The organism is Streptomyces sp. NPDC049879 (genome assembly GCF_044461265.1).
Classification (GTDB): domain Bacteria; phylum Actinomycetota; class Actinomycetes; order Streptomycetales; family Streptomycetaceae; genus Streptomyces.
In genome coordinates, this window is record NZ_JBITKT010000001.1 from 502,329 (window position 1) to 526,838 (window position 24,510).

The window sequence follows — 24,510 nt, forward strand, 5'->3', positions numbered from 1 at the left end:
GCCTCCTCACCGGTACTCCGACAGCCTGCGGCCGATGCCGATCCCGGCGGCCGCCGTGCCCAGCAGCGCGAGCACCGCGGCGCCGGGCGTCAGCCCCTTCAGCGTGCCGTGCGCGCGCCCGGCCGCCGAGTCGAACTGGTCCTGCTCGTGCGCCACGGCGCGCCGCAGCGCGTCGTCCACCCTGTCGAACGTCTCGCCCGTCGAGTCCGTCGCGCCGATGACCTGCCGGACGGCGTCGTCGTAACGGCCGAGCAGCTCGGCCTCGCGCGCCTCGCCGTGCCGGGTGTGCCACTCGTCGGTGGCCTCGGCCGCCTCGGCGACGATCGCGGCGCCCGCGTCGTCACCGGCGAGCCCGGCCGCCTCGTCCAGCAGACCCGGCCGCCCCTCGTCGCCGTCGCCGTCCTCGCCGCGCAGCGCCGTCATGCTCTGCTGGTAGCTGTCCTCGAACTCGTTGCTCCCGCCCCTGGCCACCAGCGTCAGGCTCTCGCTGCCGTGGGCCTTCAGCGTCTCGATCCACGCGCTGTTCAGCGCGGACAGGGACTGCGCGCCGTCGTCGGCGCCGTCGTGCGCCGTCCGCGACATCGCGTGCGCCCCGCCCAGCCACAGCAGCAGGACGAGCGACGCGGCGCTCGCGGCGAGCAGCCCGGGGTTCAGCACGCGGTTGGTGCGCAGGAAGTGCCGCCGCTGCACCCACGCGAGGGCGGCCAGCACCAGGACGCCGAGCACCAGGGCGGCCCACGGCCTGCTCGCCGCGTCCGCCATGTCGTCGCGGAACCGCTCCGTCTCCAGGTGGTACAGCGCCTCGGCCGCGTTCAGCAGGCCGTCCTCGCGCTGCATCTGCTCGTCGGCGTAGCGCAGGTAGGCGCCGCCGAGCGGGAAGCCCTGCCGGTTGTTGGCGCGCGCCGTCTCCACCAGGCCGGTGTAGACCGGCAGTTCACGGCTCAGGAACTCGAGGTACCGGCGGCTCTCCGGCGTGCCGTCCGTGTCGGCGGCGGCGCGGGCCAGCTGGGCACCGGCGTTGGCGATGTCCGTCTCGTACCGCTGCCTGACCGCCGGGTCCTCGGCCGCGCCCGCCAGGAAGCCGGTGGCCGCCGTCGTGTTGGCGTCGGCGAGGGAGCGGTACAGGTCGGCCGCGATGGCGCTCATCGGCTGGCCGTTGTCGCGCACGGACTCGGCGGCGGCGGCCCTGGCGTGCACCTGATACGCCGTCACCGCGCCGAAGAGCAGCAGCAGTCCGGCGAGCAGCGCGCCGATGATCCGCAGCCTGCCCGGCTCAGTCCTGGCCGCGCGGCGTGTCCGCCCCACCCACTCCGCCCAGACGCCGCGCCGTGGCGGCACGGCGGGCCGGGGCGCGGCCGGTGCCGTATGCGGCGGCGGCGACGCGGGTGGTGGTGGCGGCGCCGACGGCGGCACGGGGGCGGCCGTCGCCGCCGTGCCCGGCGATGACGCCGGGGGCGCGGTGGACGGGTGAGTCACAGTGCGGGCCCTCCCCCTCACGAAGTCCGGCACGGGGCCACGGCGAGCAGTATGCCGCCCGACGGGACCGGCCCGTAGGCCCGGGCCTTGATCTTGTCACTATCGCGATCTTCCGGAACTGTCCGTTCCCTGCCGGGGATCACGCATGGCGGGAGCGTACGGTTCCCGGCGCGCGCCGTGACGTGGGGGAGTGCGGCGGCGCGCCGCGCGCTGGTTCAGACGGTCACAGGCGCAGGCCCAGATGGAAGCCGTCCTCCTGGCCGGGCGGCTCGGGCAGCCGCTCGAAGCCCATGCGCTCGTAGAACGCGAGGGCGTTGGTGTTCGCCGGGTCCATCCCGAGGTGCACGCCGGGCACGCCCCGTTCGCGCAGGGCGCCGAGGTAGGCCTCCATCAGCTTCCGGCCCAGGCCGCGCTTCTGGCCCTCGGGCAGCAGGTCGATGTGCAGGTGCGCCGGGTACTCGGCGGCGATCTCCGGTACCAACATGCGTTCGGCGTGGTGCAGGAGGTCGCGCAGGTGCGCGTCGGGTCCCTCGGGAGTGCCCTCCGGCGCCGGGTAGCGGGCGGCGACGACCGGCAGCCAGCGCTCGCGGAAGGCGGCGAAGAAGGCGGTGCTGTCGGCGGTGCCGACGATGTAGCCGATCACGGGCCCGCCGTCGTCGGCGACGAAGACGAGATCGGGCTCCAGCTCCGCGTAGGGCGTCGCGAAGATCGCGGGCAGGATGCCCGGGTCGCGGTAGTGCCCGGTCGCGTCCTGGCCGCCCTTGCCGGTGCGGATGCAGATCTCGTGCAGCGCGTCGCGGTCGCCTGGCCGGTAGCCGCGTATACGGGCGGGTGCCGTGGTCGTCATGCGCGGCATTCTCGCCGAGGAGGGCACGCCACGGCCATGCCCTTTCGGCGACACTCACGGTCACACCGCGTGACGACCACGGCCCGGCCGTCCGGAACGCCCCGGGGCCGTCAGCGGCCGTACGCGTCATGCCCGGACCGTTCCGCCGACCCGGGGGAGTCCTGCTGCGCCGAGGGGGCGCGGCGGGCGGCCGGACGGCCTCCCGAACGCCCGGCGCCGGTGTCGAAGTCTTCCCGGGCGGGTCGGCACGCCCGCCCGCCGCGTCGCGTGGGGACGGCCCGGGTGCGAGCGGTGCCGGTCCGTGGCCCGCCAGGCGATCCGGCGTGTACATGTCCGCCGCGCCGGTCGCGGCGGGCGGGCCTCGCGGACGCACGACCCCGGCGTCCGGAACATCCCAAGGGCGGGGACATCGGATGCCGTGAGCGGTCGTACGGGGGAGTCCCGCCGCGCCGTGTGGTGACGGCCGGGTGTGAGCCGTGCCGGGTCCGGCCGCGTGGTCCGGCGTGTACGCGCTCGCCGCGTCGGTCGCGGCCGGGCCTCCCCGACGCCCGGACGGGGGCGGTTCGGCACGCCCGCCTGCCGTGCCGCGCTCTGCCCGGGGGTGGCCCTGCCGACGCCCGGCGTCGGCCCTGGTGCCGGGATCTCTCCGGGCTGGGGCGGCACGCTCGCGCGCCGTGTCGTGCGGGTGCGTGCCAGGTGGCTACGCGGTCCGGCCGGCGGCCGGACCGGGGTGGTGGGGTGGCGGGCCCCCGTGCCCGCCGTGTGACCGCGTGGCGCGCCTCCCGTAACGGCGCCTCACTGCGCCGCCCCCTCGCCGCCCCCGGCCGCCGCCCCGGGCGGGGCCGCCGCGCCCGGCTGTGCCGGGACGGTGCCCTGCCCCGGCGCGGGCTCGGCGATCTGCGTGATCCCCGCCTCGCCCAGCGTCCGCTTGATCCGCCAGCGCAGCTCACGCTCCACCTCGACGCCCGCGCCCGGCAGCGTCTTGGCCGCCACCCGCACGACCATGGCCTCCCGCGACACCGCGTCGAGCCCCAGCACCCGCACCGGCTCCCACAGCAGCTCGTCGAACGGCGCGGTCTTCGACAGGTCGTGCCCGACCGCGTCGATCAGCTTCCGCACCTGGTCCAGGTCCGCGTCCGCCGGGACCTCCACGTCCACCCCGGCCGTCGACCAGCCCTGGCTGAGGTTCCCGACGCGCTTGATCTCGCCGTTGCGCACGTACCAGACCTCGCCGTCCTCGCCGCGCAGCGTCGTGACGCGCAGGCCGATCTCCAGGACCGTCCCCTTCGCCTCGCCCGCGTCGATCGTGTCGCCGACGCCGTACTGGTCCTCCAGCAGCATGAACATGCCGCTGAGCACGTCCGCGACCAGGCTGCGCGCGCCGAAGCCGATGGCCACACCGGCGATCCCCGCGCTGGCCATCAGCGGACCGAGCTGCACGCCCAGCTCGGACAGCACCATCAGCGCCGCCGTGCCGAGCACCACCACCGACGCCGTGCTGCGCAGGACCGAGCCGATCGTCTCGGAGCGCTGGCGGCGGCGCTCCGAGTTCAGCAGCAGGCCGCCCCGGGTGGCGGACCGGCGGGTGGTCGTCTCGTCCTTGTTGAGCCGCGAGATCAGCCGGCTGATCGCCCGCCGGACGACGAACCGCACGGCGAACGCGACCGCGACGATCAGCGCGATCCGCAGCCCGTGGGTGAGCCAGGACTCCCAGCCCGTGAAGTAGTCGCGCATCGGTGCCTACTCGATCCCTTCAGTCCGCCGCGGCCGTCCGCCCCGGTCGTCCACCGTAAACAGCGCGGGCCCGCCCGCCGACCGCGCCGCCCGCGCGGTGTGAGCGACCGCACACCTTCCGCGGCCCGCGCCGCGGGGGTCCCGAGGGGCGCCGGGGACGGGTGTGCCGAACGACACAAACGGCGCAATTGCCGATCGTGGTGGCGGTAAGGGCCGTCCGCGGGACACACTGAGGGAGATCGTCCCGGCGCGAGCCACGTGCCGCCGACGGAAACGGAGGGCGTCCGTGCCACACGTCTTGGTCCTCAACGCGTCGTACGAGCCGCTGGGCGTCGTACCGGTCCGCCGCGCACTCATCCTCCTGCTGAACGACAAGGCCGTCAGCCTGGAGACATCGGGCGCGCTCCTGCGCAGCGCCACCCAGGCCATCCCCGCCCCGAGCGTGGTCCGCCTCAAGCGGTTCGTCCGCGTCCCGTACCGCACCGCCGTGCCGCTGACCCGCAGGGCGCTGTTCGCGCGCGACGGCGGCAGGTGCGCGTACTGCGGCGGCGTCGCCACCAGCGTCGACCACGTCATCCCGCGCAGCCGCGGCGGCCAGCACGCGTGGGAGAACGTCGTCGCCGCCTGCCGCAGCTGCAACCACATCAAGGCCGACCGGCACGTCGCCGAGCTGGGCTGGCGGCTGCGCCACACGCCGGGCCCCCCGTCCGGGCTCGCCTGGCGGATCATCGGCACCGGCCACCGCGACCCGCGCTGGCTGCCCTACCTCCGCCCGTACGGCGCCGACGACGCCCTCGCCCGCATCGAGGGCCGCTCCGCCTGAACGCCGCGGCCGGACCCGGCGGGAGAAGTTGCCGCCGGGTGCGGGACGCGGCGGCAAATCTTCCGGCGCGCGGCGGGTGAGCTGCGTCGCTTTCCTGTCGCACGGAGGGGTGTCCTGGCGTTCACTGGGGTAGAGCAAGCAGTACCGCGCGCGCCGCAGCGCGTGAACCCCTGCGCACCCCCAGCGAACGGAGTCAGCCCGTGGCCGGAGCCGCCCGGATCGACGCGCCCGACAGGGAAGCCGACCTGCTGAAACACCTGGTGTACGGCCTGGACCCCGGCCCGGTGCCCAGCCAGAACGGCGCACCGCAGGCCCCGCTGACCAGCGAACCGCCGCTCGGCGCCGCCGCCCCCCTGACGTCGGAGTCGCCGCTCGCCGCCGAGCCGCCGCTGACGTCGGAGACCGGCGGCCCCGTGGGCACCGGCGCGGAGGCAGCAGACATCTGATGGAAGAGCGGCTCGCGCGGCTCGCCGCGGCGCACGGCGTCGCCACGTCCTACGAACCCTCGCCCGGCAACCACGTCACCGTTCCGGAGGACACGGTGACCGCCGTCCTCACCGCCCTGGGCGCCGACCCCGGCGCCGACCCCGACGAGGCCGCCCCCGGCGCGGCCCGCCTCCTGCCGCCCACCGTCGTCCTGCGCGGCGGCACCCCGCACGAACCGCCCCCCGGCCTCCCGCCGGGCACCGAGCTGCGGATCGAGACCGCCGAAGGGCCCACCCTCGCCTGGGACGATGGCCCGCCCGCCCCCGGCTACCACACCCTGCGCGCCACCGCGCCCGACGGCCGCACCGGCAGCGCCACCCTGATCGCCGCGCCCGGACGTCTCCCCGGCCCCCCGGGCCGCAGCCACGGCCTCCTCGTGCAGCTCTACTCGCTCCTGTCCACCCGCTCCTGGGGCATGGGCGACCTCGTGGACCTCGCCGACCTCGCCACCTGGGCGGGCCACGTGCTCGGCGCCGGATTCATCCAGCTCAACCCGCTGCACGCCGCCGTCCCCGGCGCGTCGGGCGAGGCCACCGACCCGTCCCCGTACAGGCCCGGCACGCGCCGCTACGCCGACCCCGTCCACCTGCGCATCGAGGACATCCCCGAGTACGCGTACCTCGGCCCCGACGCCCGCCACCACACCGACCGCCTCCTCGGCCGCGCCGCCGCCCTGCGCGCCGCCGTCCTGGAGAAGGGCGCGCCCATCGACCGCGACGCGGTGTGGGCGCTGAAGCGGCAGGCGCTGGAGATCGTCCGCGCCGTCCCGCTGAGCCCCGGCAGGTACGCGTCGTACTGGGCGTTCCTCGCCGACCAGGGCCAGGCGCTGGAGGACCACGCCACCTGGAGCGCCCTCGCCGAGCTGTACGGGCCCGACTGGCGGTCCTGGTCGCCGGGGCTGCGCGACCCCAGGTCGCCCGAGACGGCCCGCGCCCGCGGCGACCACCTCGACCGCATCGACTTCCACAGCTGGCTCGCCTGGCTCACCGACATCCAGCTGCGCCGCGCGCACCGCAGCGCGCAGGCGTCCGGCATGTCCATCGGCCTCGTCCACGACCTGGCGCTCGGCGTCCACCCGCACGGCTCGGACGCCTGGGCCCAGCAGGACGTCCTCGCCTCCGGCATCACCGCCGGGGCGCCGCCGGACGCGTTCAACGCCAAGGGCCAGGACTGGGGCCTGCCGCCCTGGCGGCCCGGCGCGCTCGCCGAGCAGGGGTACGCGCCCTACCGCGACCTGCTGGCCGGGCTGCTGCGGCACGCGGGCGGGCTGCGCGTGGACCATGTGATGGGCCAGTTCCGCCTGTGGTGGATCCCCGAGGGCGCCTCGCCCGCCGACGGGACGTACGTGCGCTACGACGCGGACGCCATGCTCGGCGTGCTCGCGCTGGAGGCGGAGCGTGCGGGCGCCGTCGTCGTCGGCGAGGACCTCGGCACGGTCGAGCCCGGCGTGCGCGAGCAGCTCGCCGAGCGCGGCATCTCCGGCACGTCCGTGATGTGGTTCGAACGGGACTGGGCCGCGCGCGGGCAGCCGCCGCTCCCGGCGGACAGCTGGCGCGCCGACTGCCTGGCCACCGTCACCACGCACGACCTGCCGTCCACCGCCGCCCGCCTCGCCGGGGACCACGTACGGCTGCGCGAGCGCCTCGGCCTGCTCCCGCCCGGCACCGACGAGCTGAACGGCGCGCTGGCCGAGACCGCCGAGTGGCTGGCGCTCTTCTCCCGGCTCGGGCTGCTGACGCCCGGCGCCACCGAGGAGGGGCAGATCGCCGCCGCCTACCGGTTCCTCGCCAGGACGCCCGCGAAGATGATCGGCATCTGGCTGCCCGACGCGGTGGGCGACCGCAGGCCGCAGAACATGCCGGGGACATGGCGCGAGTACCCCAACTGGCGGCTGCCGATGGCGGACGGTTCGGGGCGGCCTGTGACGCTGGAGGAGCTGACCACCTCGGGGCGGGTGGCGGCCCTCGTGCGGGCCGTGCGGGAGGAGATGGCGGGGCCGTGAGGGAGCGGCCGGCGCGCGTTCGTTAGTGTGGTCACGTGGTCAACGTGAACAAGAAGCGCACCGCGAAGCGCGCGGCGGCCGTCACCGCGGGTACGGCGCTGCTGATGCTGCTCTCCTCCCCGTCCGCCTTCGCCCTCTACCGGGACGACGGCGACGACCCGGGCTCCGGGCTGAGCGTGATCCAGACCCTCAGCCTCTTCGTCATCGCGCCCGTCGTGCTGTTCGCGGTGATCGCCGGGCTCGTGATCGTGAGCGAGCGCAAGCGCTGATCCCCGCCGGGCCGCTCCCCTCGCGACGGGGGAGGCGGCCCGTACGGGCGGCGCCGGGGGTCAGTCGCGCGGCTCGGCCGCGCGGTTGTACGCGTTGATGAGGGCCTGCGAGTAGTGGCCGTACGCGTCGCCCTCGATGTTCCTGACGCTCTCGATGACGTCCGTCTGGTTGAAGCCGCCCTTCGACGGGGTGGGGATCTCGTGGTCCTGCGCCCCGCCGTACTCCGCGCGCTGCGCCGCGTACGCGACGGTCGTGCGGGCGCTCACGTCGCCCCAGTTGACGGCCTCCCACTGCGCCTTGTCCACCGCCGCGGCGCCGTCGGGCAGGGTGTAGCGCAGCCCCTCGGTGAGGCCGAACGCGGCGAGCTGGCCGACGAGGTTGCCCTTGCCGAAGTCGCCGATCGTGTTGATGACGCTGGCCGCCGTCGAGATGGCCGCGTAGCCGGTGAACTGGTTCTTCGAGGTGTCCGCGACCGGATCGACCTCCTGCACGTACTGCACCGTGCCCGCGATCCTGCCGATGTGGTCGAAGACGGACGACTCGCCGCGCCGCTGCCCGTCCGGTTGCCCCTGCGCCTCCATGTCCCGGCGGAACGCGTCGTGCGCCGCCATCTCCTGCCACTGGCCGACGCCGCCGAAGAACTCCTCGCGGACGTCGCCGCCCGACTGGTTCATGATCTTGAACAGCGACTCGCGGTCGGCGTCCGACAGGTCGAACGAGTAGCGGTAGTCCCTGCCGTGCAGGTTGAGGTCGGTGAAGCCGTCCGCGCTCGACGCGAACTCGGACTTGGTGCCGCCCTTCGAGATCATGTCCATGTACTGGAGCGCCGTGTCGCCGATCGCGTCCTGGAGCCCGGTGTGGTCGATCGGGCCGTACTCGGAGATGTTGTGGTTCCTGGTCCCGAGGATGTCCTTGTCGTGCCCGGCCGCGTACTCCAGCACGTTGTAGGCCGCGTGGACGTACTTCTCGGCCTCCGGGTCGTTGTGGCCGACGCCCTCGGGCACCGTCGTGCCGCTGCGCACGAGCGCGCCGACGCCCGTGGAGTCCTCCCAGTGGACGCCGAGCGCGCCCTCGCGGAACGCCTTGTCGTTCAACAGGTCCGCGCTCGCGTCGGTGTTGAGGGAGACGGCCTGCAGCAGCCCGTTGCTGCCGGTGTTGGGGATGTCGCCGTAGCCGCCGTCGAAGTAGTGGTACTGGGTGAGGCCCTGGATGTTGACGGCCGTGTGCGCCATGTCCTTGGCGAACGCGTCGCCCGGGGCGACGGACGCCGCGCCCATCAGCTGCCCGAAGCCGTTGAAGTCGCGCAGCGCGTCCCAGTACGCGTCGTCGGGGCCGCCGCGGTTCGGCAGCGAGACGTCCACGAAGCCGTCGATGAACGCCTGCCGGTCGCCGTACAGGAAGTCGCGCACGGCCGCCGGCATCTGCTCGCGGCCCGCCGCCGTGGACGGGTCGTAGCCGCCGTCCTCGGGGTTCATCAGCATCATCAGGCCGTCGGCGACGCGCTGGGCGGCCGCGAAGCGCGTCCCGGCCACGCCGGGGTCGAGGCCCTTGCCGTCGGCGAGGCTGCCGAGGAGCGCCAGTTCGTCCTTGTCGAGGCGGCCGTAGAACGCCGACAGGTAGTCGCGTTCGGCGGCCGTCATCTCGCGCAGGGGCTTGTCCGGCTGGTCCGGGTCGTAGATGCCGAGGCCGATGGCGTCGAGCGTCTCCGTCCACCGCAGGAGGGCCTCGGGGTCGGGGTGGTCCTTGTTCATCTCCTCGACGAGGCGGTCCGCGGCGTACTCGCCCATGGGCTGGGTCGTCCACAGGCCGAGCGGCCCGTCGGACAGGTCGTAGCCCAGGTCGCCCAGCTCCTGGCCGTACTCGGCGAGCTTGCTGCGGTAGGCGTCGAGCGCGTCGGTGATCTCGCCGTCGGCCGTCTTGGCGTCGGTGGCGGCCTTCTTGAGGTACTTCTGCCGTATCCGGCCGTCGAAGCCGGCGGGTAAGTCGTACTGGTAGTTGCCGACGGAGACCATCCTCGGCCACACCATCGCGTACTCCCCGCCGTACGTGATGGTGAGGGGCGCGGGCGGGCCGAGCAGTACGCCCCCCTCGGGGCGCAGCCGCGCCTCCAGTGCCGCCTGCCAGCCGTTCCACTCGGTGATGGCCGCGTTGAGGTGCTCGATGTACTTGGTGTCCAGGCCGCCCTCGGCGAGGACGATGTCGTGCACCTCCTCGTCGGCGTCCAGCGCCCGGTTCATGGCGCGCACGACGTAGCCGACGACGGCGTCCATGTCCTCGCCGTTGCCCTGGAGGCCCCGCGCGGTCGTCCTGATGCGGCCGTCCGCGTCCACCAGCGCGTCGCCGTCGAGGCTGCCGGACTCGGCGCTCACCTCGGTCGCGCCGCGCGCGAGGTCGCCCGCGTCGTCCGCCTCACCGGCCGCGCGCGCGTAGACGGCGGCCGTGTCGGCCATCTCGTCCGGCTGGATCTCCTCGCGGAACTCGGTCTGGCGCTTCCACGGACGCGCGTCCGCCTCGGCCTCCACCTCATCGCGGGTGAAGCTGAGGATCGGCATGGGTGAACCTCCTGGACACAGGAGTACGGCGAGACGTTCCCCCGAACTCTCTTGCAGATGACCGCACGTGCTTCCTGGCGCCCAGCGACCGGCGCTTTCCCGGCATGTACCCATCACCAACGCGCCGCATGCGCCCCCTGACCGCCTGTCACCTCATCTTCACCTCGCGCCCCGGCCGCAACCCGCCGCACCCTGCGCGTTCCCGCCCGGACGCACGGCGGATCGCATACGATCCGCGCCCCGGCAGACGGCAGGGCGCCCGGGACATCTCGTCCCGGGCGCCCTGGGGTGCGTCGTGAAGGGCGTCAGGCGGCGGCCGCGTCCGCGGCCTGGGCGCGCAGCGCCCGCTCGACGCCCGCGCGCGACTCGGTGACGAGCCGCCGCAGCGCCGCGCTCGGCTCCGCCGTCGCCAGCCAGGCGTCGGTCACCTCCAGCGTCGCCCGCTCCGCCTGGACGGCCGGGTACAGGCCCACCGCGATCTGCTGCGCCATCTCGTGGCTGCGCGACGCCCAGACGTCCGTGAGCACGGCGAAGTACTTCTCCGTGTAGGGCGCCAGCAGCTCCCGCTGGTCGGTCTGGACGAAGCCCGCGATCACCGCGTCCTGCACCGCGTTGGGCAGCGTGTCGGACTCGACGACCTGGGCCCACGCCGCCGCCTTCGCCTCCGGCGTCGGCCTGGCCGCCCGCGCGGTGGCCGCGTGCCGCTCGCCCGCCGACGTCGGGTCGCGGCGCAGCTCGGCCTCGATCTCCGGCTCGTCCGCCCGCCCGGTCGCCGCGAGGCGCAGCAGCAGCGCCCAGCGCAGCTCGGTGTCCACGGTCAGCCCGTCCAGGCTCTCCGAGCCGTCCAGCAGCCCGGCGAGCAGGTCGAGTTCCGCGCCGGTACGGGCACTGGCGGCGAACGCGCGGGCCCACGCCAGCTGGTGGTCGCTGCCGGGCTCGGCCGCCCGCAGGTGCTCCAGGGCCGCCGCCGACCAGGCCGCCAGGCCCTCCTCGCGCCACTCGGGCGCCGCGTACAGGTCCAGCGCGAGCCGCACCTGCCGGTGCAGCGACTGGACGACGCCGATGTCCGTCTCCTTGCCGATGCCCGAGCGGACCTGCGCGAGGTAGTCGCGGGTGGCCATCTCGCCGTCCCGCGTCATGTCCCAGGCGGACGCCCAGCACAGCGCGCGCGGCAGCGACTCGGTGAAGTCCCCGACGTGCCGGGACACCACGGCCGTGGACTCGGGGTCGAGCCTGACCTTGGCGTACGACAGGTCGTCGTCGTTGAGCAGGACGACGTCGGGGCGGGCGCGGCCGGTCAGTTCGGGGACGGGCGTCAGCGCGCCGTCCACGTCCAGCTCGATCCGGTCGGTCCTGGTCAGCGCGCCGTCGCGCAGGTCGTACAGGCCGATCGCGATGCGGTGCGGGCGCAGCGTCGGCTCGCCCTTGGCGCCCGCGGGCAGCGCGGGGGCCTCCTGGCGGACGGCGAAGCCGGTGATGACGCCCGCGTCGTCCACCGTGATCTCGGGCCGCAGCACGTTGATCCCGGCGGTCTCCAGCCACGCCTTGGACCAGGCAGACAGGTCGCGGCCGCTGGTCTCCTCCAGGGCGGTGAGCAGGTCGGTCAGCCGCGTGTTGGACCAGGCGTGGCGCTTGAAGTAGGCCTGCACGCCGCGGAAGAACTCGTCCATGCCGACGTAGGCGACGAGCTGCTTCAGGACGCTGGCGCCCTTGGCGTAGGTGATGCCGTCGAAGTTGACCAGGACGTCGTCCAGGTCGTTGATCTCCGCCATGATCGGGTGGGTGGACGGCAGCTGGTCCTGGCGGTAGGCCCAGGTCTTCATGCTGTTGGCGAAGCTGGTCCACGCGTGCGGCCAGCGGCTGCCGGGGGCGTGCGCCTGGCAGGCGACCGACGTGTAGGTGGCGAACGACTCGTTGAGCCAGAGGTCGTTCCACCACTCCATGGTCACGAGGTCGCCGAACCACATGTGGGCCAGCTCGTGCAGGATCGTCTCGGCCCGCGCCTCGTACGCCGCGTCGGTGACCTTGGAGCGGAAGACGTACTGGTCGCGGAAGGTGACCGCGCCCGCGTTCTCCATCGCCCCCGCGTTGAACTCCGGCACGAACAGCTGGTCGTACTTGGCGAACGGGTACGGGTGGTCGAACTTCTCCTCGAACCAGTCGAAGCCCTGCCGCGTGACGGCGAAGATCGCCTCCGCGTCCAGGTGCTCGGCCAGCGAGGGGCGGCAGTAGACGCCCAGCGGCACGGTCCTGCCGCCGTCGCCCTCCCAGGTGCTGTGCACCGAGTGGTAGGGGCCCGCGATGATCGCGGTGATGTACGTCGAGATGCGCGGCGTCTCGCCGAACTCCCAGACGTTGTCCTTCGGTTCGGGCGTCGGCGCGTTCGAGATCACGGTCCAGCCCTCGGGGGCGGTCACGGTGAAGCGGAACGTCGCCTTCAGGTCGGGCTGCTCGAAGCAGGCGAACACCCGCCGCGCGTCCGGCACCTCGAACTGCGTGTACAGGTACGCCTGCTGGTCCACCGGGTCGACCGAGCGGTGCAGGCCCTCACCCGTGTTGGTGTACGCGCAGGAGGCGACGACCAGCAGCTCGTTGTGCCCCTCCAGCACCGAGGGCAGCGCGACGCGCGAGTCGGCGAAGACCTCCGCCGGGTCGAGCGCCGTCCCGTTGAGCACCACCTCGTGCACCTCGGGCGCGATCAGGTCGATGAACGTGGCGCCGGCCGACCGGGCGGTGAAGTGCACGGTCGTCCGGGACCCGAACGTGCCGCCCTCCTGCGCACCCGAGATGTCCAGCGCGACGTCGTAGCTGTCCACGCCCAGCAGCCGTGCCCGCTCCTGGGCCTCCTGCCGGGTCAGATTCGTGCCAGGCACCTGGTGTCTCCTTACGTCTACGGCTTGCGCCCCGCCATCCTTCCACGGGGAACGCCGCGGGGGCGGGCGGACGGCCGGCTGCCGTCCACCCGCCCCCGCGGGGCGTACCGTCCGGGGTCAGCCGGTGACGCTCTCGACGACCACGCCGCCGCTGCCCGTGGGCGTGCCCCGGGCGTTGAGCAGCTGGACCTGGCCGAACAGCTGCCGGCCGGCGCCCGCCTCGGCCGCCGCCGCGCTGACGGTCACCTCGGCCGTGGCCTCGGCCGACTCGCCGGTGCCCAGCTCGATCACCTGGTCCTCGTCCACCGCGACCGAGCCCAGCAGCGGGCTCAGGAACGCGTCGCGGTAGGCGAACGTGGTGCTGCCGGTCGGGACCGCGTAGCCGTGCACCTCGACGGTGTACACACCGGCGGCCGGGTCGGTCAGCGTGACGGTCTCCTCGGCGCCCGAGCTGGTCGACTCGCCGACGAGCACGCCGTCCTGGTAGACGAACAGGTCGAGGTCGGAGCCCGGGTCGGACGGGCTGCCGATCACCGCCTCGAACTGCGACACGCCCTCGCCCAGCTCGACCTCCCACGTCTGCCGCTCGCCGTCGCCGATCGTCGGCGTCTCCTCGCGGACCGAGCCCAGCTCACCGGCGGAGAGGCTGCCCTCGACCGGGGCCAGCTCGTTCGTCAGCGTCCACCCGACCGGCACGGGCACGCCCGCCTCGGCCTCCTCGACCCGCGCCGTCTCCGGGTCGAAGGTGGTGGACAGGGCGGTGGCGGTCAGCGTGTACCGGTTGTCGAGCTGCGGCGTGGTGCGCCGCGACTCGACCTCGAACTCCCAGACGCCGGGCACCGGGTTCTCGTACGACCGCAGGTCGGGCCGGCAGGTGTTGGCGGGGGACTCGTAGTTCGGGTAGCACTGGTTGCTGGCGGAGTCGTCCTCCAGCATGCCGTACGGGTTGAGGGCGATCCACCGCGTCTGGCTGCCGTCGGCGAGGCCGCCGAGGGAGACCTCCAGGGAGCGCGTGCCCTCGGGGACGGTCACGAACCACGAGTCGTTCCCGTTGCGCCTGACCGTGTCGGTGCGCGTCACGTCGTAGCCGGGCGCCGCCAGCTCCTCGGGGACGACGACCGTCGCGAGGATCCGGTGGTCGGTGCCCCACGTCGTGAGGTCGTTCACGTTCAGGATGGCGCTGTGCGCGCCGACCGAGCCGGGGCGCGCCTGGAGCGTGACGGTCACCGGCTGGTTCAGCGGCAGCAGCACGAGCGGGCTGCTGGTGAGGCGCCAGGTGCTGTCGTGGTTGTTCTCCAGCGACAGGGTGTGCAGCACGCGGCGGTTCGGGCCGGTGGTGCGCGTGATCGTCACCTGGTAGTTCTCGCGCTCGCCGACGGCGGGCGCGCTCTCGCGGTCGTAGACGCCCGCGCCCGAGTCCGGCGTGGCCAGGTACTCGGACTGCGCGTGGTCCACGGGCGCGGTGACGGTGTACTCGTGCGCCGTCGCGCCCCGCGTGATCAGGCGCCAGGCGGCCTCGGTGTCCATGAGGCCCGCGCCCTGCTCGTGCGCCTGCACGCCGCTGATGCGCGTGGCCGAGCTGGTCAGCGCGGTGCGCAGGTCGGCGGGGGACAGGTCGATGTCCCGCTGGCGCGCGGCGGACAGCAGCAGCGCGGACGCGCCGGTGACCTGCGGGGACGCCATCGAGGTGCCCTGGAGCATGCCGTAGCCGGGCGGCAGGGAGTAGCCCGCCTCGGCGACCGGGCTGCCCGGCTGCCAGGTGGGGATGGAGTTGATCGACGCGCCGGGCCCGACGATGGTGGGCTTGAAGCCGCCGTCGTCCCGCGGACCGGCCGAGGAGAACGGCATCATGTCGTACGAGGTGCGCACCTCGGAGCCGTAGTTGGCGGCCCAGGTGTCGTCGGAGATGCCCGCGCCGACCGCGACGACCTTCTCGGCGACCGCCGGGTCGCCGATGGTGTTGGTGCCGGGGCCGTCGTTGCCCGCCGAGATGAACAGCTGCACGTCGTACGTGTCGATCAGCTCGGTGTAGAGCCTGGCACGCGCGTTGTTGCCGTCGTTGAGGGCCGGGAGGCCGCCGATCGAGACGTTGACGAGGTCCACGTCCCGGTTGACGACCAGGTCGATCATGCCCTCGAACAGCGCGGTGTAGGTGCAGCCCGCGACGAAGAGGCAGGCCCGCGCGGAGACGAGGTTCGCGCCGGGGGCCGCGCCGTCCATGGCGCCGCCGAACAGGCCGTTCGCCGACGTGATGCCCGCGACGTGCGTGCCGTGGCGGCCGGAGACGATGCCGATGTTCACGAAGTCGCGGACCTGGCCGACCCAGTCGCCGCCGTACGGGTCCATCGGGACGTCCTCGCGGACCTCCACGACGAACGGCACCGCCTCGGCGATCTCCGTCGCCGGGTCGTCGGTGCCGAAGTAGGCGACCTGGTGGTCCTCGCCGTACGGGGACAGCTCGGTCTCGTCGGTGAAGTCGCCGTCGTTGTCGAGGTCGACGCGGACGGTCCCGGCGGCCGGGTCGTACAGCAGCGCCCACGCGTCGGTGCTGTCGCCGTCGCGGTTGAGGTCGCCGCCCGCCTCGCCGCCCGCGACGGACTCGCTGAAGCGGTTGACGAAGTACGCGCCCGCCGGGGCGGTGTACTGGCGTCCCGACCAGGTGAACGAGGGGCCGTTCACCGCCGTCGTCATCGCACGCCAGGTGGCGTCGCCGTCGATGATCGGGTCGGTCGCGGTCACCCAGTCGGTGATCTTGCGCTCGCCGGTGGTGGTCTCCTGGAGCGCCGGGTGCCCGAGGTCGATGCCCGTGTCCAGGATGCCGATGGTGACGCCGCGGCCGTCGTAGCGCGGGTTGTGGCGCACGAAGTCGACGGCGCCGGTCTCCCCGGCGGGCTGGTACGGGTTGTCCGCGCGGGTGTCCTCGTCCGGGCCCGGGTAGTCGCGCGAGCCGCCGGAGCCGTGGCCGCCGCCCTGGGTGGGCTCGGGCTGCGGGTCGGGGACCTGCAGCTCGTCGTTCATGTCGATGGCGTGGACGGAGGAGAGCGCCGTGGCCTCCGCGATGGCGGCGTCGGCCTTGCCGGTGCGGACGGTGAGCCGCACGTAGCCGATGTCGTCCTGCGTGTAGCCGACGGAGGCGCCGGAGAGGTCGCCGAGCGTCTCGGCCACCTCCTCGGTCTCCCCGGGCTCGGCGGCGATCAGCATCGTGACGAACGGCTCGCCCGCCGTCTTCGCCTCGGCCAGGAGCGCCGCGTCCTGGGTGGAGAACTTCTCGCCGAGCGGCTTGTCCGGCACCGAGCGGGGAGTGTCGTCCGCCGCCAGAGCAGGGACCGCGCCCGTGAGGGCCAGCGCGGCCACCAGGCCGGCCGCGAGGGACACACGGGACAGGGGTCTCAGGGGTGGTCTCAGTGACATGGGCATCCTTGTTCGGAATTACCTCAGCAGGACGACCGGTCATCATACGGAAGTGATCAAAGTATGGGGGGACTTGACGAAGAAGATCTTGTATCGGGAATGAAGATATATTCCGTTGGAGGGACAATCTGACGATAAGTCTGTCCGGGAAACCCCGGGAAATGCGCATTGCACAGCGCCCCGGAACCCGCCCTTCCGCCCCCGGAACCGTGTACACGGTCTTCACGTCAACGCCCCCGCGCGCCCCGGCGCGTACGCCCTCAGCGCGGCATCACCACCACGTACGTCGCGGGCGGCCGCCCCGCCGCCGCCCGCAGCGCCCCGGCCAGCACCTCCGCCTGCCGCCCCGGCGCCTCCCGCAGCCCCCGCGGCGTCACCCGCACCACGCCCACCCCCAGGCCCAGCAGCGTCTGGTGCAGCCGCCGGTCCCGCGCCCGCCGCTCCGGGTCCTGCTCGGGTCCTGGCACGGGCCCGGGCCGCCACGCGTCGATCCGCACCGCCACGGCGGGCCGCGGCCAGTACGCGTCCACCGTCCCCAGGAACGGGCCGTCCGGCAGCCACAGCCCCACGTTCCAGCACGGGTCGGGCAGCCCCGCCGCCCGCACGGTGTCCATCAGCAGCTCCTCGGCGACCGCGCGGCCCTCGGCGGGCAGCGTCCGCACCGCCTCGGCGACCACCGGCCGCCCCAGCAGCCCGGCCCACGCCAGCTCCCGCACCACGGCCCGCGGCTCGCAGTGCCCGCCGCGCACCGCCTCGCCCAGCAGCCGCCGCACCTCGGGCGTCCCCGGCAGATGTGCGATCGCGTCGGCCAGCGCGCGCGCCGCCGGGGCCACCGGAAAGCCGCCCGCCGTGACCGCCCGGGGCAGCGCGGACGTACGGACGAGGCACACCCGTCCTGCCGACCGCAGCCGCCGCGTCCGCGGCACCAGCACGTCCACCCGCTCCAGCGCGGCCAGCGGCGGCGCGGCCGAGAACCCGTGCAGCGCCAGGGCCGCCAGCCCCGTGACGACGGCCTCGCCGGGACGGCCGCCCGCGTAGCACAGGGCGGCCCGTACGGTCTCCTCACCCGTCGGAGGGCCCGGGTGCAGCAGGAACACCCCGGGCAGCGGCATCTGCCACGGGCCGCCGGGGCGGCACAGGCGGCGCGCCGTGGCGGCCGGGACGCCTCGCTCCCGCAACTGGTGCGCGGACAGCACCCGTTCGTCCGCCGCGCTCCCCGCGTCCCGCGCGCCGGGGACCCACGGGGGAGCGGCGGCCAGCGGGGGGCGGGGGACCGGCGGAAATTCTTCGCTCATGCCCCGCCGATTCCCCGCCGCCACCCGCGGGCCCACCTCTGTTACAGACCGGTCGGCAAACCGCGACGCACACGGTACGCCGCGCCCGCCGGGACCCCTCAGCGCCGGTCGGCCGCCTGCGCGTGCAGGGCGCGCGCCAGGTCGGAGTGCGCCTCCAGCACGAGCCGGCGCAGCGCGGGCGGCGCCTCCTTGTGCTCCGTCAGCCACAGGTCGGCCGCGTCCAGCGTGTCCCGGTCGCCCTGGAGCGCGGGGAACAGGCCCCGGACGATCGCCATCGCGATCTCGATCGTCCGCGTCCGCCACACCCGTTCGATCACCTCGAAGTACCGGCCGGTGTACGGCGCGAGCAGCGCCCGCTGCCCCGGCTGGGCGAAGCCGTCGATGGTGGCCTCGACCAGCGCGTTCGACAGCGCGTCCGACTCGACCACGTCCTCCCACGCCCGCGCCTTCACCCCGGCGGACGGGCGGGCGGCCAGGCAGCGGACCTGGTGGCGCTTGCCGGACGCCGTGTCGTCGCGGGCGAGTTCGGCGTCCAGCTCCGCCTCGCCGATCCGCCCGGCGGCGGCCAGCGGGCCGAGGAACGTCCAGCGCAGCTCCTGGTCCACGTCCAGGCCGTCGATCCGCGCGGTGCCGGCCAGCAGCCCGCCGAGCAGCTGGAAGTCCGCGTCCGCGTCCGCCGCGCTCGCCAGGAAGCGCGCCCAGGCCAGCTGGTGGTCGCTGCCGGGCGCGGCGCGGCGCAGCTCGGTCAGCGCGACGGCGGACAGTCCGGCGCCCGCCTCCGCGCGCCGCTCCGGCGCGGTGTAGTGGTCGCGGGCCGACAGCGCCCACGCGTGGACCATCTGGAGGACGCCGATCTGGCTCTCCGCGCCGCTGAAGTCGCGGACCAGGCCGAGGAAGTCGCGGGCGGGCAGCAGCCCGTCGCGCGTGAGGTTCCACAGCGCCGACCAGCACAGGGCGCGGGCCAGCGGGTCCTCGACCTCGCCGAGGCGCGCGAGCAGCGTGTCCAGCGAGTCCTCGTCGAAGCGCGCCTTGCAGTACGTGAGGTCCTCGTCGTTGACGAGGATCAGCTCGGGGCGCTCCTCGCCCGCCAGCTCCGCGACGACCGTGCGCGGACCGGTCACGTCGGTCTCCGCCCTGGCGTAGCGCAGCAGCGGGCCCGCGCCGTCCACGCGCCGGTAGAGGCCGATGGCCACGCGGTGCGGGCGCAGCGTCGGGTGGGACGCCGGGGCCTCCTGGAGGACGGCCAGTTCGGTGATCCGGCCGTCCGCGCCGTACAGCGCCTCGGGCGTCAGCGAGTTGACGCCCGCCGTCTGGAGCCAGGACTCGGCCCAGCCGGCCATGTCGCGGCCCGACGTCTCGGCGAGCACGGACAGCAGGTCGGCGAGGCGGGTGTTGCCGTACGCGTGGCGCTCGAAGTAGCGGCGCGCGCCGTCGAGGAACGCGTCGCGCCCCACGTAGGCGACGAGCTGCTTGAGGACGCTGGCGCCCTTCGCGTACGTGATGCCGTCGAAGTTGAGCTTGGCGTCCTGGAGGTCGCGGATGTCGGCGGTGACCGGGTGCGTCGAGGGCAGCTGGTCCGCGCGGTACGCCCACGCCTTGCGCCGGTTGGCGAACGAGATCCAGCCCTCGTCGAAACGCGTCGCCTCGGTCAGCGAGAACGCGCCCATGAAGTCGGCGAACGACTCCTTGAGCCACAGGTCGTCCCACCACTCCATCGTCACGAGGTCGCCGAACCACATGTGCGCCATCTCGTGCAGCACCGTGCTGGCCCGCCCGTGGTAGGCGGCGCGCGTCGTCCTGCCCCGGAAGACGAACTCCTCGCGGAACGTGACGAGCCCCGGGTTCTCCATCGCGCCGAGGTTGTACTCGGGGACGAACGCCTGGTCGTACTTGCCGAAGGGGTAGGGGTAGCCGAAGTTGTCGTGGAAGAAGTCGAGCCCCTGCTTCGTCACGAGGAAGACGTCGTCCGCGTCGAAGTGCCGCGCCAGCCCCTTGCGGCAGAGCGCGCCGAGCGGGATCTCCAGCGTCGTGCCGTCGGGCAGCTCGCGCGTGTAGTGGTCGGCGACGTAGTGGTACGGCCCGGCGACGACGGCCGTGATGTACGTGGAGATCGGCTTCGTCTCGGCGAACGTCCAGGTGGCCGCGTCCCCGCCGGACAGCTCCTCGCGGGACTCCTCGGCGCCGTTGCCGAGCACCGTCCAGTGCGCGGGCGCGGTGACGCGGAAGCGGAACGGCGCCTTCAGGTCGGGCTGCTCGAAGTTCGCGAACACCCGCCGCGCGTCGGCCGGCTCGTACTGCGTGTAGAGGTAGGTCTCGCCGTCCTCCGGGTCGGAGAAGTGGTGCAGCCCCTCACCCGTCCTGCTGTACGCGCAGCTCGCGTCGACCACCAGCTCGTTCTCCGCCGCGAGGCCGCGCAGCGCCACCCGCGCGCCGTCGAAGACGCGGTCCACGGGCAGCTGCTCGCCGTTCAGCGTCACGGAGTGGACGTGCGGCGCCAGCAGGTCGGCGAAGCTGTCCGCGCCCTCCTCGGCGCACGCGAAGCGGATCGTCGTGGTGGACCTGAAGGTCCGCGGTCCGGCCGCCGGCGCCGGCGCGACGGCCGAGCGGAGGTCGAGCGCCACCTCGTAGCCGTGCACGCGCAGCAGGCGTGCCCGTTCCCGGGCCTCGTCGCGTGTCAGGTTCTCTCCGGGCACTGCGGTGCTTCCTCTCGTGGCTCATGGCGCGTTGGCGCTTCGCCGCTCCGGCGCGTGCCAGCATGTCACGGGCGGCGCCGGGCCCGCACGGTGGAATGCGACGGCGCGCGGCGTCGTTGACCCCGCGAGTTCCGTGCCCGCTTCCGTACCGCTGAGGAGCCTGACATGTCCGACAAGACGCCCGCCGACTTCTGGTTCGACCCGCTGTGCCCCTGGGCGTGGATGACGTCGCGCTGGATGCTGGAGGTGGAGAAGGTGCGTCCGGTCGAGGTCCGCTGGCATGTGATGAGCCTCTCCGTGCTCAACGAGGACCGGCTCGACGAGATGCCCCAGGAGTACGCGGACGCCATGCGCGCCGGCTGGGGCCCGGTGCGCGTGTGCATCGCCGCCGAGAAGGAGCACGGCAGCGAGGTCCTCGGCCCGCTCTACACGGCGATCGGCACCCGCTTCCACCCGGGGGGCCTGCCGAAGAACCGGGAGACCCTGGTCGCCGCCCTCACCGAGGCGGGGCTGCCCGCCGAGCTGGCCGACGCCGCCGACACGGACGCGTACGACGCCGAGCTGCGCGCGTCGCACAAGGCGGGCATCGACCTGGTCGGCCAGGACGTCGGCACGCCGGTCATCGCGGTGCCGGGGGCCGACGGGAAGCAGATCGCGTTCTTCGGCCCGGTGGTGACGCCCGCGCCCAAGGGCGAGGCCGCGGCCCGGCTCTGGGACGGCACGCTGATGGTCGCCTCGACGCCCGGCTTCTACGAGATCAAGCGGACGCGCGACGTCGGCCCGCAGTTCGACTGAGCGGCCCCACAGACACGGGCGGCCCCGCGCGATGCCTCCGCGCGGGGCCGCCCGCTTTCCCGCCCGCCTGTCCGAAGGATCGGCGATCCGTGAGAAGACGATCCAGACGGCCGGGGGTCCGTGGGCTCCCGGAAGGGCGTCAGGGGGCGAGCAGCAGCCCGGTGGCGCGCGCCTTCGCGGCGGCGTAACGGTCCTGCACATCCTGCCAGTTCACGACGCGCCACATGGCCTCGACGAAGTCGACCTTCTGGTTGCGGTACTGGAGGTAGAAGGCGTGCTCCCAGGCGTCGAAGACGAGGAGCGGGATCGAGCCCTGCCCCACGTTCCCCTGGTGGTCGTACACCTGCTCGATGATCAGCCGCGCGCTGACCGGCTCGAACGCCAGCACGCCCCAGCCGGAGCCCTGCGTCGTCGCGGCGGCCTTCGACAGCTGGGCCTTGAAGCGCGCGAACGAGCCGAACGACTCGGCGATCGCGTCCGCCAGCTCGCCCGTGCCGTCCTTCTCCAGCGGCTCCCCGCCGCCGTCGCCCGTCATGTTGCGCCAGTAGATGGTGTGGAGGATGTGGCCGGAGAGGTGGAACGCGAGGTTCTTCTCCAGGCCGTTGACCGACCCCCACTGGTCCTTGTCACGGGCCTCGGCCAGCTGCTCCAGCGTGTCGTTCGCCCCCTTGACGTAGCCGGCGTGGTGCTTGTCGTGGTGCAGCTCGATGATCTCGCCGCTGATGACCGGCTCCAGCGCGGCGTAGTCGTAGGGGAGTTCGGGGAGGCTGTAGGTGGCCATGCCGTTGCCCATCTTCATTAGTTGCGAAGCACTTGCAACAACACGCTAGCAGCAGGAAGGCGCGAGTGTCGTGAAACTCACGCCTGGAGGGGCCGCCGCGTCCGATAGCGTCACGATGACGTCAAGTCAGCGGGCCCCGGCCCGGCCGCGCCCGTTCCCGTCACCGTCCCCGTTCCTCCCCCCGTCCTCCAGGAGAGCCCCCATGAGCACTGCCGTTCTGGCCGACCTGCTCCCCGCCGCCACGGCGCCCCGCGCGCGGGTGCGCGACGCGGCGCTGGTCGTCGGCGGCGCGGTCCTCACCGGCATCGCCGCCCAGCTGACCCTCCCCGTGCCCGGCTCGCCCGTGCCGGTCACCGGCCAGACGTTCGCCGCGCTGCTCGTCGGCGCCTCGCTCGGCGCGAGCCGCGGCCTGGCGTCGATGGTGCTGTACGCCCTCGTCGGCATGGCGGGCGTCCCGTGGTTCCAGGGCGGCACGTCCGGCCCCGGCGGCGCGACGTTCGGCTACATCATCGGCATGACGCTCGCCGCCTGGGCGGTCGGCGCCCTCGCCGGACGCGGCGGCGACCGCACCGTCCTGCGCACCGCCGGAACCATGGCCGTCGGCACCGCGATCACCTACGGCTGCGGCGTCCCCTACCTCGCGCTCGACGCCGGGATGAGCCTGTCCGAGGCCGCCGCGACCGGCCTCGTCCCCTTCCTGATCGGCGACGCCCTCAAGGCCGCGCTGGCCATGGGAGCCCTTCCCGCGGCCTGGCGTCTCGCCGGCCGGCGGCCATGACAGACTCGTCCCCATGCGCGTCTACCTCGGTTCCGACCACGCCGGCTACGAGTTGAAGTCCCACCTCGCGGAGTGGCTCACGGAGAACGGCCACGAGCCCGTCGACTGCGGCCCGTTCGTCTTCGACGCCGAGGACGACTACCCGCCGTTCTGCCTGCGCGCCGCCGAGGGCGTCGCGCAGGAGCCGGGCTCGCTCGGCGTCGTCATCGGCGGCTCGGGCAACGGCGAGGCCATCGCGGCCAACAAGGTCGCCGGTGTCCGCTGCGCCCTCGGCTGGAGCGAGGAGACGGCGCGCCTCGGGCGCGAGCACAACAACGCGAACGTCCTCGCCGTCGGTTCGCGCATGCACAGCCAGGAGGAGGCCACGGCGTTCGTCGCGGCCTTCCTCGACACCCCGTACTCCGGCGCCGCCCGGCACACCCGCCGCATCGCCATGCTGACCGCCTACGAGACGGACGGCACCCTCCCGGCGCTGCCCGGCGAGGCGGCGCAGGGCTGACGGGAGCATGCCGGAGGGCCACACCATCCACCGCCTCGCCGCCGACTTCGGCCACGCCTTCGGCGGCGGGCGGCCGGTGCGCGCCGACAGCCCGCAGGGCCGGTTCGCCGACGGGGCGGCGCTGCTGGACGGCCGCCCCCTCGCGGCGGCCGAGGCGCACGGCAAGCACCTCTTCCTCGGCTGGTCACCCGCCCCCGGCGGGGCGGGCGGCGACGCCACCAGCTGGGTCCACATCCACCTCGGCCTCTACGGCAAGGTCGCCTTCGGCGAAGGCCCGCCGCCCCCGCCGGTGGGCCAGCTCCGCCTGCGCCTGTGGAACGACACCGGCCACGCCGAGCTGCGCGGCCCGACCACCTGCGCCCTGATCACCGACGCGGAGAAGCGCGCCGTCGAGGACCGCCTCGGCCCCGACCCGCTGCGGCCCGACGCGGACCCCGGCGCCGCCTGGCGCCGGATCAGCGCCAGCCGCACGCCGGTCGCCGCGCTGCTGATGGACCAGAAGGTCGTCGCGGGCGTCGGCAACGTCTACCGCGCCGAGGTCCTCTTCCGGCACGGGATCGATCCCTACCGGGCGGGCCGCGATCTCACCCGGGCGGAATGGGACGCCGTCTGGGCGGACCTGGTCGCGCTGATGCGGGAGGGCGTCCGCCTGAACCGCATCGACACCGTGCGCCCCGAGCACACCCCCGAGGCCATGGGCCGCCCGCCGCGCGTGGACGACCACGGCGGCGAGGTGTACGTCTACCGGCGCGCCGCCCAGCCGTGCCTCCTGTGCGGCACCGAGATCCGCACGGCCCCCCTCGCCGCGCGCAACCTCTTCTGGTGCCCCACCTGCCAGCACCGCCCCTGAACGGGTCGGCGTGAGGACGAGCCCGCGCGCGTCCGCCGTCCCGCCCGCGCGGTACCGCATGATCCCCCCATGACAGCGACGGCAGCGGCAGCGGCGCAGACGCCGCACCACGCGTTCTGGGGCTATCTGGTGTGGGCCGTGCTCTTCGGCGCCCTCTTCGCCTGGGAGGGCGTCGGACTCCTCCACCCCGCCGACGCCTTCCCCACCCTGAGCCAGGCCATCGACGCGGTGGCGCGCCACCCGTTCGGACGGTGGGCGCTGTTCGCCCTCTGGCTCTGGGCCGGCTGGCACGCGTTCGTCCGCGGCTGGCACTTCCTGCTGAGGGGACCGGAGGGGTAGGCCGCC

The 24,510-nt window shown here is 74.0% G+C and carries 18 protein-coding genes; 9 read left to right on the top strand and 9 right to left on the bottom strand.

The annotated features are described in order from the left end of the window. Positions 1 to 6: 6 nt before the first annotated feature. The 3 genes from ACIBPC_RS02305 to ACIBPC_RS02315 form a co-directional block, all read right to left on the bottom strand. Positions 7 to 1,476 (bottom strand): hypothetical protein, encoded by a 1,470-nt coding sequence (locus ACIBPC_RS02305; RefSeq protein WP_398840693.1) that lies wholly within the window; start codon positions 1,474 to 1,476, stop codon positions 7 to 9. Between the two features lie 223 nt (positions 1,477 to 1,699). Next, positions 1,700 to 2,323, bottom strand: a complete 624-nt coding sequence (locus ACIBPC_RS02310) for a GNAT family N-acetyltransferase (RefSeq protein WP_398840695.1) — start codon at positions 2,321 to 2,323, stop codon at positions 1,700 to 1,702. A gap of 795 nt (positions 2,324 to 3,118) precedes the next feature. Beyond that, the gene (locus tag ACIBPC_RS02315) at positions 3,119 to 4,057 is read right to left on the bottom strand and encodes a mechanosensitive ion channel family protein (RefSeq protein ID WP_362955422.1); all 939 of its coding nucleotides are present in this window, start codon (positions 4,055 to 4,057) and stop codon (positions 3,119 to 3,121) included. Positions 4,058 to 4,343: 286 nt separating this feature from the next. Between ACIBPC_RS02315 and ACIBPC_RS02320 the strand changes: the two genes are divergently transcribed. The 4 genes from ACIBPC_RS02320 to ACIBPC_RS02335 all read left to right on the top strand — a co-directional run bounded on the left by ACIBPC_RS02320 (position 4,344) and on the right by ACIBPC_RS02335 (position 7,637). Further along, entirely contained in the window at positions 4,344 to 4,880 is a 537-nt protein-coding gene (locus tag ACIBPC_RS02320; RefSeq protein ID WP_362955425.1) for an HNH endonuclease, read from the top strand. Between the two features lie 200 nt (positions 4,881 to 5,080). Continuing rightward, entirely contained in the window at positions 5,081 to 5,326 is a 246-nt protein-coding gene (locus ACIBPC_RS02325; protein ID WP_398840697.1) for a hypothetical protein, read from the top strand. Continuing rightward, on the top strand, positions 5,326 to 7,368 hold the full coding sequence (malQ, locus tag ACIBPC_RS02330) for a 4-alpha-glucanotransferase (protein WP_398840699.1): 2,043 nt from the start codon (positions 5,326 to 5,328) through the stop codon (positions 7,366 to 7,368). The genes ACIBPC_RS02325 and malQ overlap by 1 nt, the downstream gene beginning before the upstream one ends. A 35-nt stretch (positions 7,369 to 7,403) precedes the next feature. After that, the gene (locus ACIBPC_RS02335) at positions 7,404 to 7,637 is read left to right on the top strand and encodes a hypothetical protein (RefSeq protein ID WP_398841797.1); all 234 of its coding nucleotides are present in this window, start codon (positions 7,404 to 7,406) and stop codon (positions 7,635 to 7,637) included. A 60-nt stretch (positions 7,638 to 7,697) separates the two neighbouring features. On the opposite strand, the gene ACIBPC_RS02340 is transcribed toward ACIBPC_RS02335, so the two are convergent. The 5 genes from ACIBPC_RS02340 to pepN (ACIBPC_RS02360) all read right to left on the bottom strand — a co-directional run bounded on the left by ACIBPC_RS02340 (position 7,698) and on the right by pepN (ACIBPC_RS02360) (position 20,462). Further along, a complete protein-coding gene (locus ACIBPC_RS02340; protein ID WP_398840700.1) occupies positions 7,698 to 10,190 on the bottom strand; it encodes a hypothetical protein in 2,493 nt (830 codons plus the stop codon). Positions 10,191 to 10,495: 305 nt separating this feature from the next. Next, on the bottom strand, positions 10,496 to 13,063 hold the full coding sequence (pepN, locus tag ACIBPC_RS02345; protein WP_398840702.1) for an aminopeptidase N: 2,568 nt from the start codon (positions 13,061 to 13,063) through the stop codon (positions 10,496 to 10,498). Positions 13,064 to 13,180: 117 nt separating this feature from the next. Beyond that, a complete protein-coding gene (locus tag ACIBPC_RS02350) occupies positions 13,181 to 16,480 on the bottom strand; it encodes a S8 family serine peptidase (RefSeq protein ID WP_398840704.1) in 3,300 nt (1,099 codons plus the stop codon). A 254-nt stretch (positions 16,481 to 16,734) separates the two neighbouring features. Continuing rightward, a complete protein-coding gene (locus ACIBPC_RS02355; protein WP_398840706.1) occupies positions 16,735 to 17,769 on the bottom strand; it encodes a hypothetical protein in 1,035 nt (344 codons plus the stop codon). A 98-nt stretch (positions 17,770 to 17,867) separates the two neighbouring features. Beyond that, the gene (gene pepN, locus ACIBPC_RS02360) at positions 17,868 to 20,462 is read right to left on the bottom strand and encodes an aminopeptidase N (protein WP_362955442.1); all 2,595 of its coding nucleotides are present in this window, start codon (positions 20,460 to 20,462) and stop codon (positions 17,868 to 17,870) included. Between the two features lie 165 nt (positions 20,463 to 20,627). On the opposite strand from pepN (ACIBPC_RS02360), the gene ACIBPC_RS02365 reads away from it, so the two are divergent. Continuing rightward, positions 20,628 to 21,257, top strand: a complete 630-nt coding sequence (locus tag ACIBPC_RS02365; RefSeq protein WP_398840708.1) for a DsbA family protein — start codon at positions 20,628 to 20,630, stop codon at positions 21,255 to 21,257. A gap of 139 nt (positions 21,258 to 21,396) precedes the next feature. Here ACIBPC_RS02365 and ACIBPC_RS02370 read toward each other — a convergent pair whose 3' ends face one another. Next, on the bottom strand, positions 21,397 to 22,038 hold the full coding sequence (locus ACIBPC_RS02370; protein ID WP_362955447.1) for a superoxide dismutase: 642 nt from the start codon (positions 22,036 to 22,038) through the stop codon (positions 21,397 to 21,399). Positions 22,039 to 22,240: 202 nt separating this feature from the next. Here ACIBPC_RS02370 and ACIBPC_RS02375 point away from each other — a divergent pair, with 202 nt between their 5' ends. The 4 genes from ACIBPC_RS02375 (at position 22,241) to ACIBPC_RS02390 (ending at position 24,504) form a co-directional block, all read left to right on the top strand. Beyond that, entirely contained in the window at positions 22,241 to 22,816 is a 576-nt protein-coding gene (locus tag ACIBPC_RS02375) for a biotin transporter BioY (protein ID WP_362955449.1), read from the top strand. Positions 22,817 to 22,829: 13 nt separating this feature from the next. Continuing rightward, a complete protein-coding gene (locus ACIBPC_RS02380; RefSeq protein WP_362955451.1) occupies positions 22,830 to 23,315 on the top strand; it encodes a ribose-5-phosphate isomerase in 486 nt (161 codons plus the stop codon). Positions 23,316 to 23,322: 7 nt separating this feature from the next. Then, positions 23,323 to 24,165: an Fpg/Nei family DNA glycosylase gene (locus ACIBPC_RS02385; RefSeq protein WP_398840711.1), complete on the top strand. Its 843-nt coding sequence runs from the start codon at positions 23,323 to 23,325 to the stop codon at positions 24,163 to 24,165. Between the two features lie 69 nt (positions 24,166 to 24,234). After that, entirely contained in the window at positions 24,235 to 24,504 is a 270-nt protein-coding gene (locus ACIBPC_RS02390) for a DUF6186 family protein (protein ID WP_362955455.1), read from the top strand. The last annotated feature ends 6 nt before the right edge of the window (positions 24,505 to 24,510 follow it).

What these genes read in the sequence shown, in the direction of transcription:
- ACIBPC_RS02310 (WP_398840695.1), bottom strand. Translation starts at nt 2,323, where the DNA reads ATGACGACCACGGCACCCGCCCGTATACGCGGCTACCGGCCAGGCGAC.
- ACIBPC_RS02350 (WP_398840704.1), bottom strand. Translation starts at nt 16,480, where the DNA reads ATGCCCATGTCACTGAGACCACCCCTGAGACCCCTGTCCCGTGTGTCC.
- ACIBPC_RS02375 (WP_362955449.1), top strand. Translation starts at nt 22,241, where the DNA reads ATGAGCACTGCCGTTCTGGCCGACCTGCTCCCCGCCGCCACGGCGCCC.
- ACIBPC_RS02365 (WP_398840708.1), top strand. Translation starts at nt 20,628, where the DNA reads ATGTCCGACAAGACGCCCGCCGACTTCTGGTTCGACCCGCTGTGCCCC.
- ACIBPC_RS02385 (WP_398840711.1), top strand. Translation starts at nt 23,323, where the DNA reads ATGCCGGAGGGCCACACCATCCACCGCCTCGCCGCCGACTTCGGCCAC.
- ACIBPC_RS02380 (WP_362955451.1), top strand. Translation starts at nt 22,830, where the DNA reads ATGCGCGTCTACCTCGGTTCCGACCACGCCGGCTACGAGTTGAAGTCC.
- ACIBPC_RS02370 (WP_362955447.1), bottom strand. Translation starts at nt 22,038, where the DNA reads ATGGCCACCTACAGCCTCCCCGAACTCCCCTACGACTACGCCGCGCTG.
- ACIBPC_RS02340 (WP_398840700.1), bottom strand. Translation starts at nt 10,190, where the DNA reads ATGCCGATCCTCAGCTTCACCCGCGATGAGGTGGAGGCCGAGGCGGAC.
- malQ (WP_398840699.1), top strand. Translation starts at nt 5,326, where the DNA reads ATGGAAGAGCGGCTCGCGCGGCTCGCCGCGGCGCACGGCGTCGCCACG.
- ACIBPC_RS02315 (WP_362955422.1), bottom strand. Translation starts at nt 4,057, where the DNA reads ATGCGCGACTACTTCACGGGCTGGGAGTCCTGGCTCACCCACGGGCTG.
- ACIBPC_RS02355 (WP_398840706.1), bottom strand. Translation starts at nt 17,769, where the DNA reads ATGAGCGAAGAATTTCCGCCGGTCCCCCGCCCCCCGCTGGCCGCCGCT.
- ACIBPC_RS02390 (WP_362955455.1), top strand. Translation starts at nt 24,235, where the DNA reads ATGACAGCGACGGCAGCGGCAGCGGCGCAGACGCCGCACCACGCGTTC.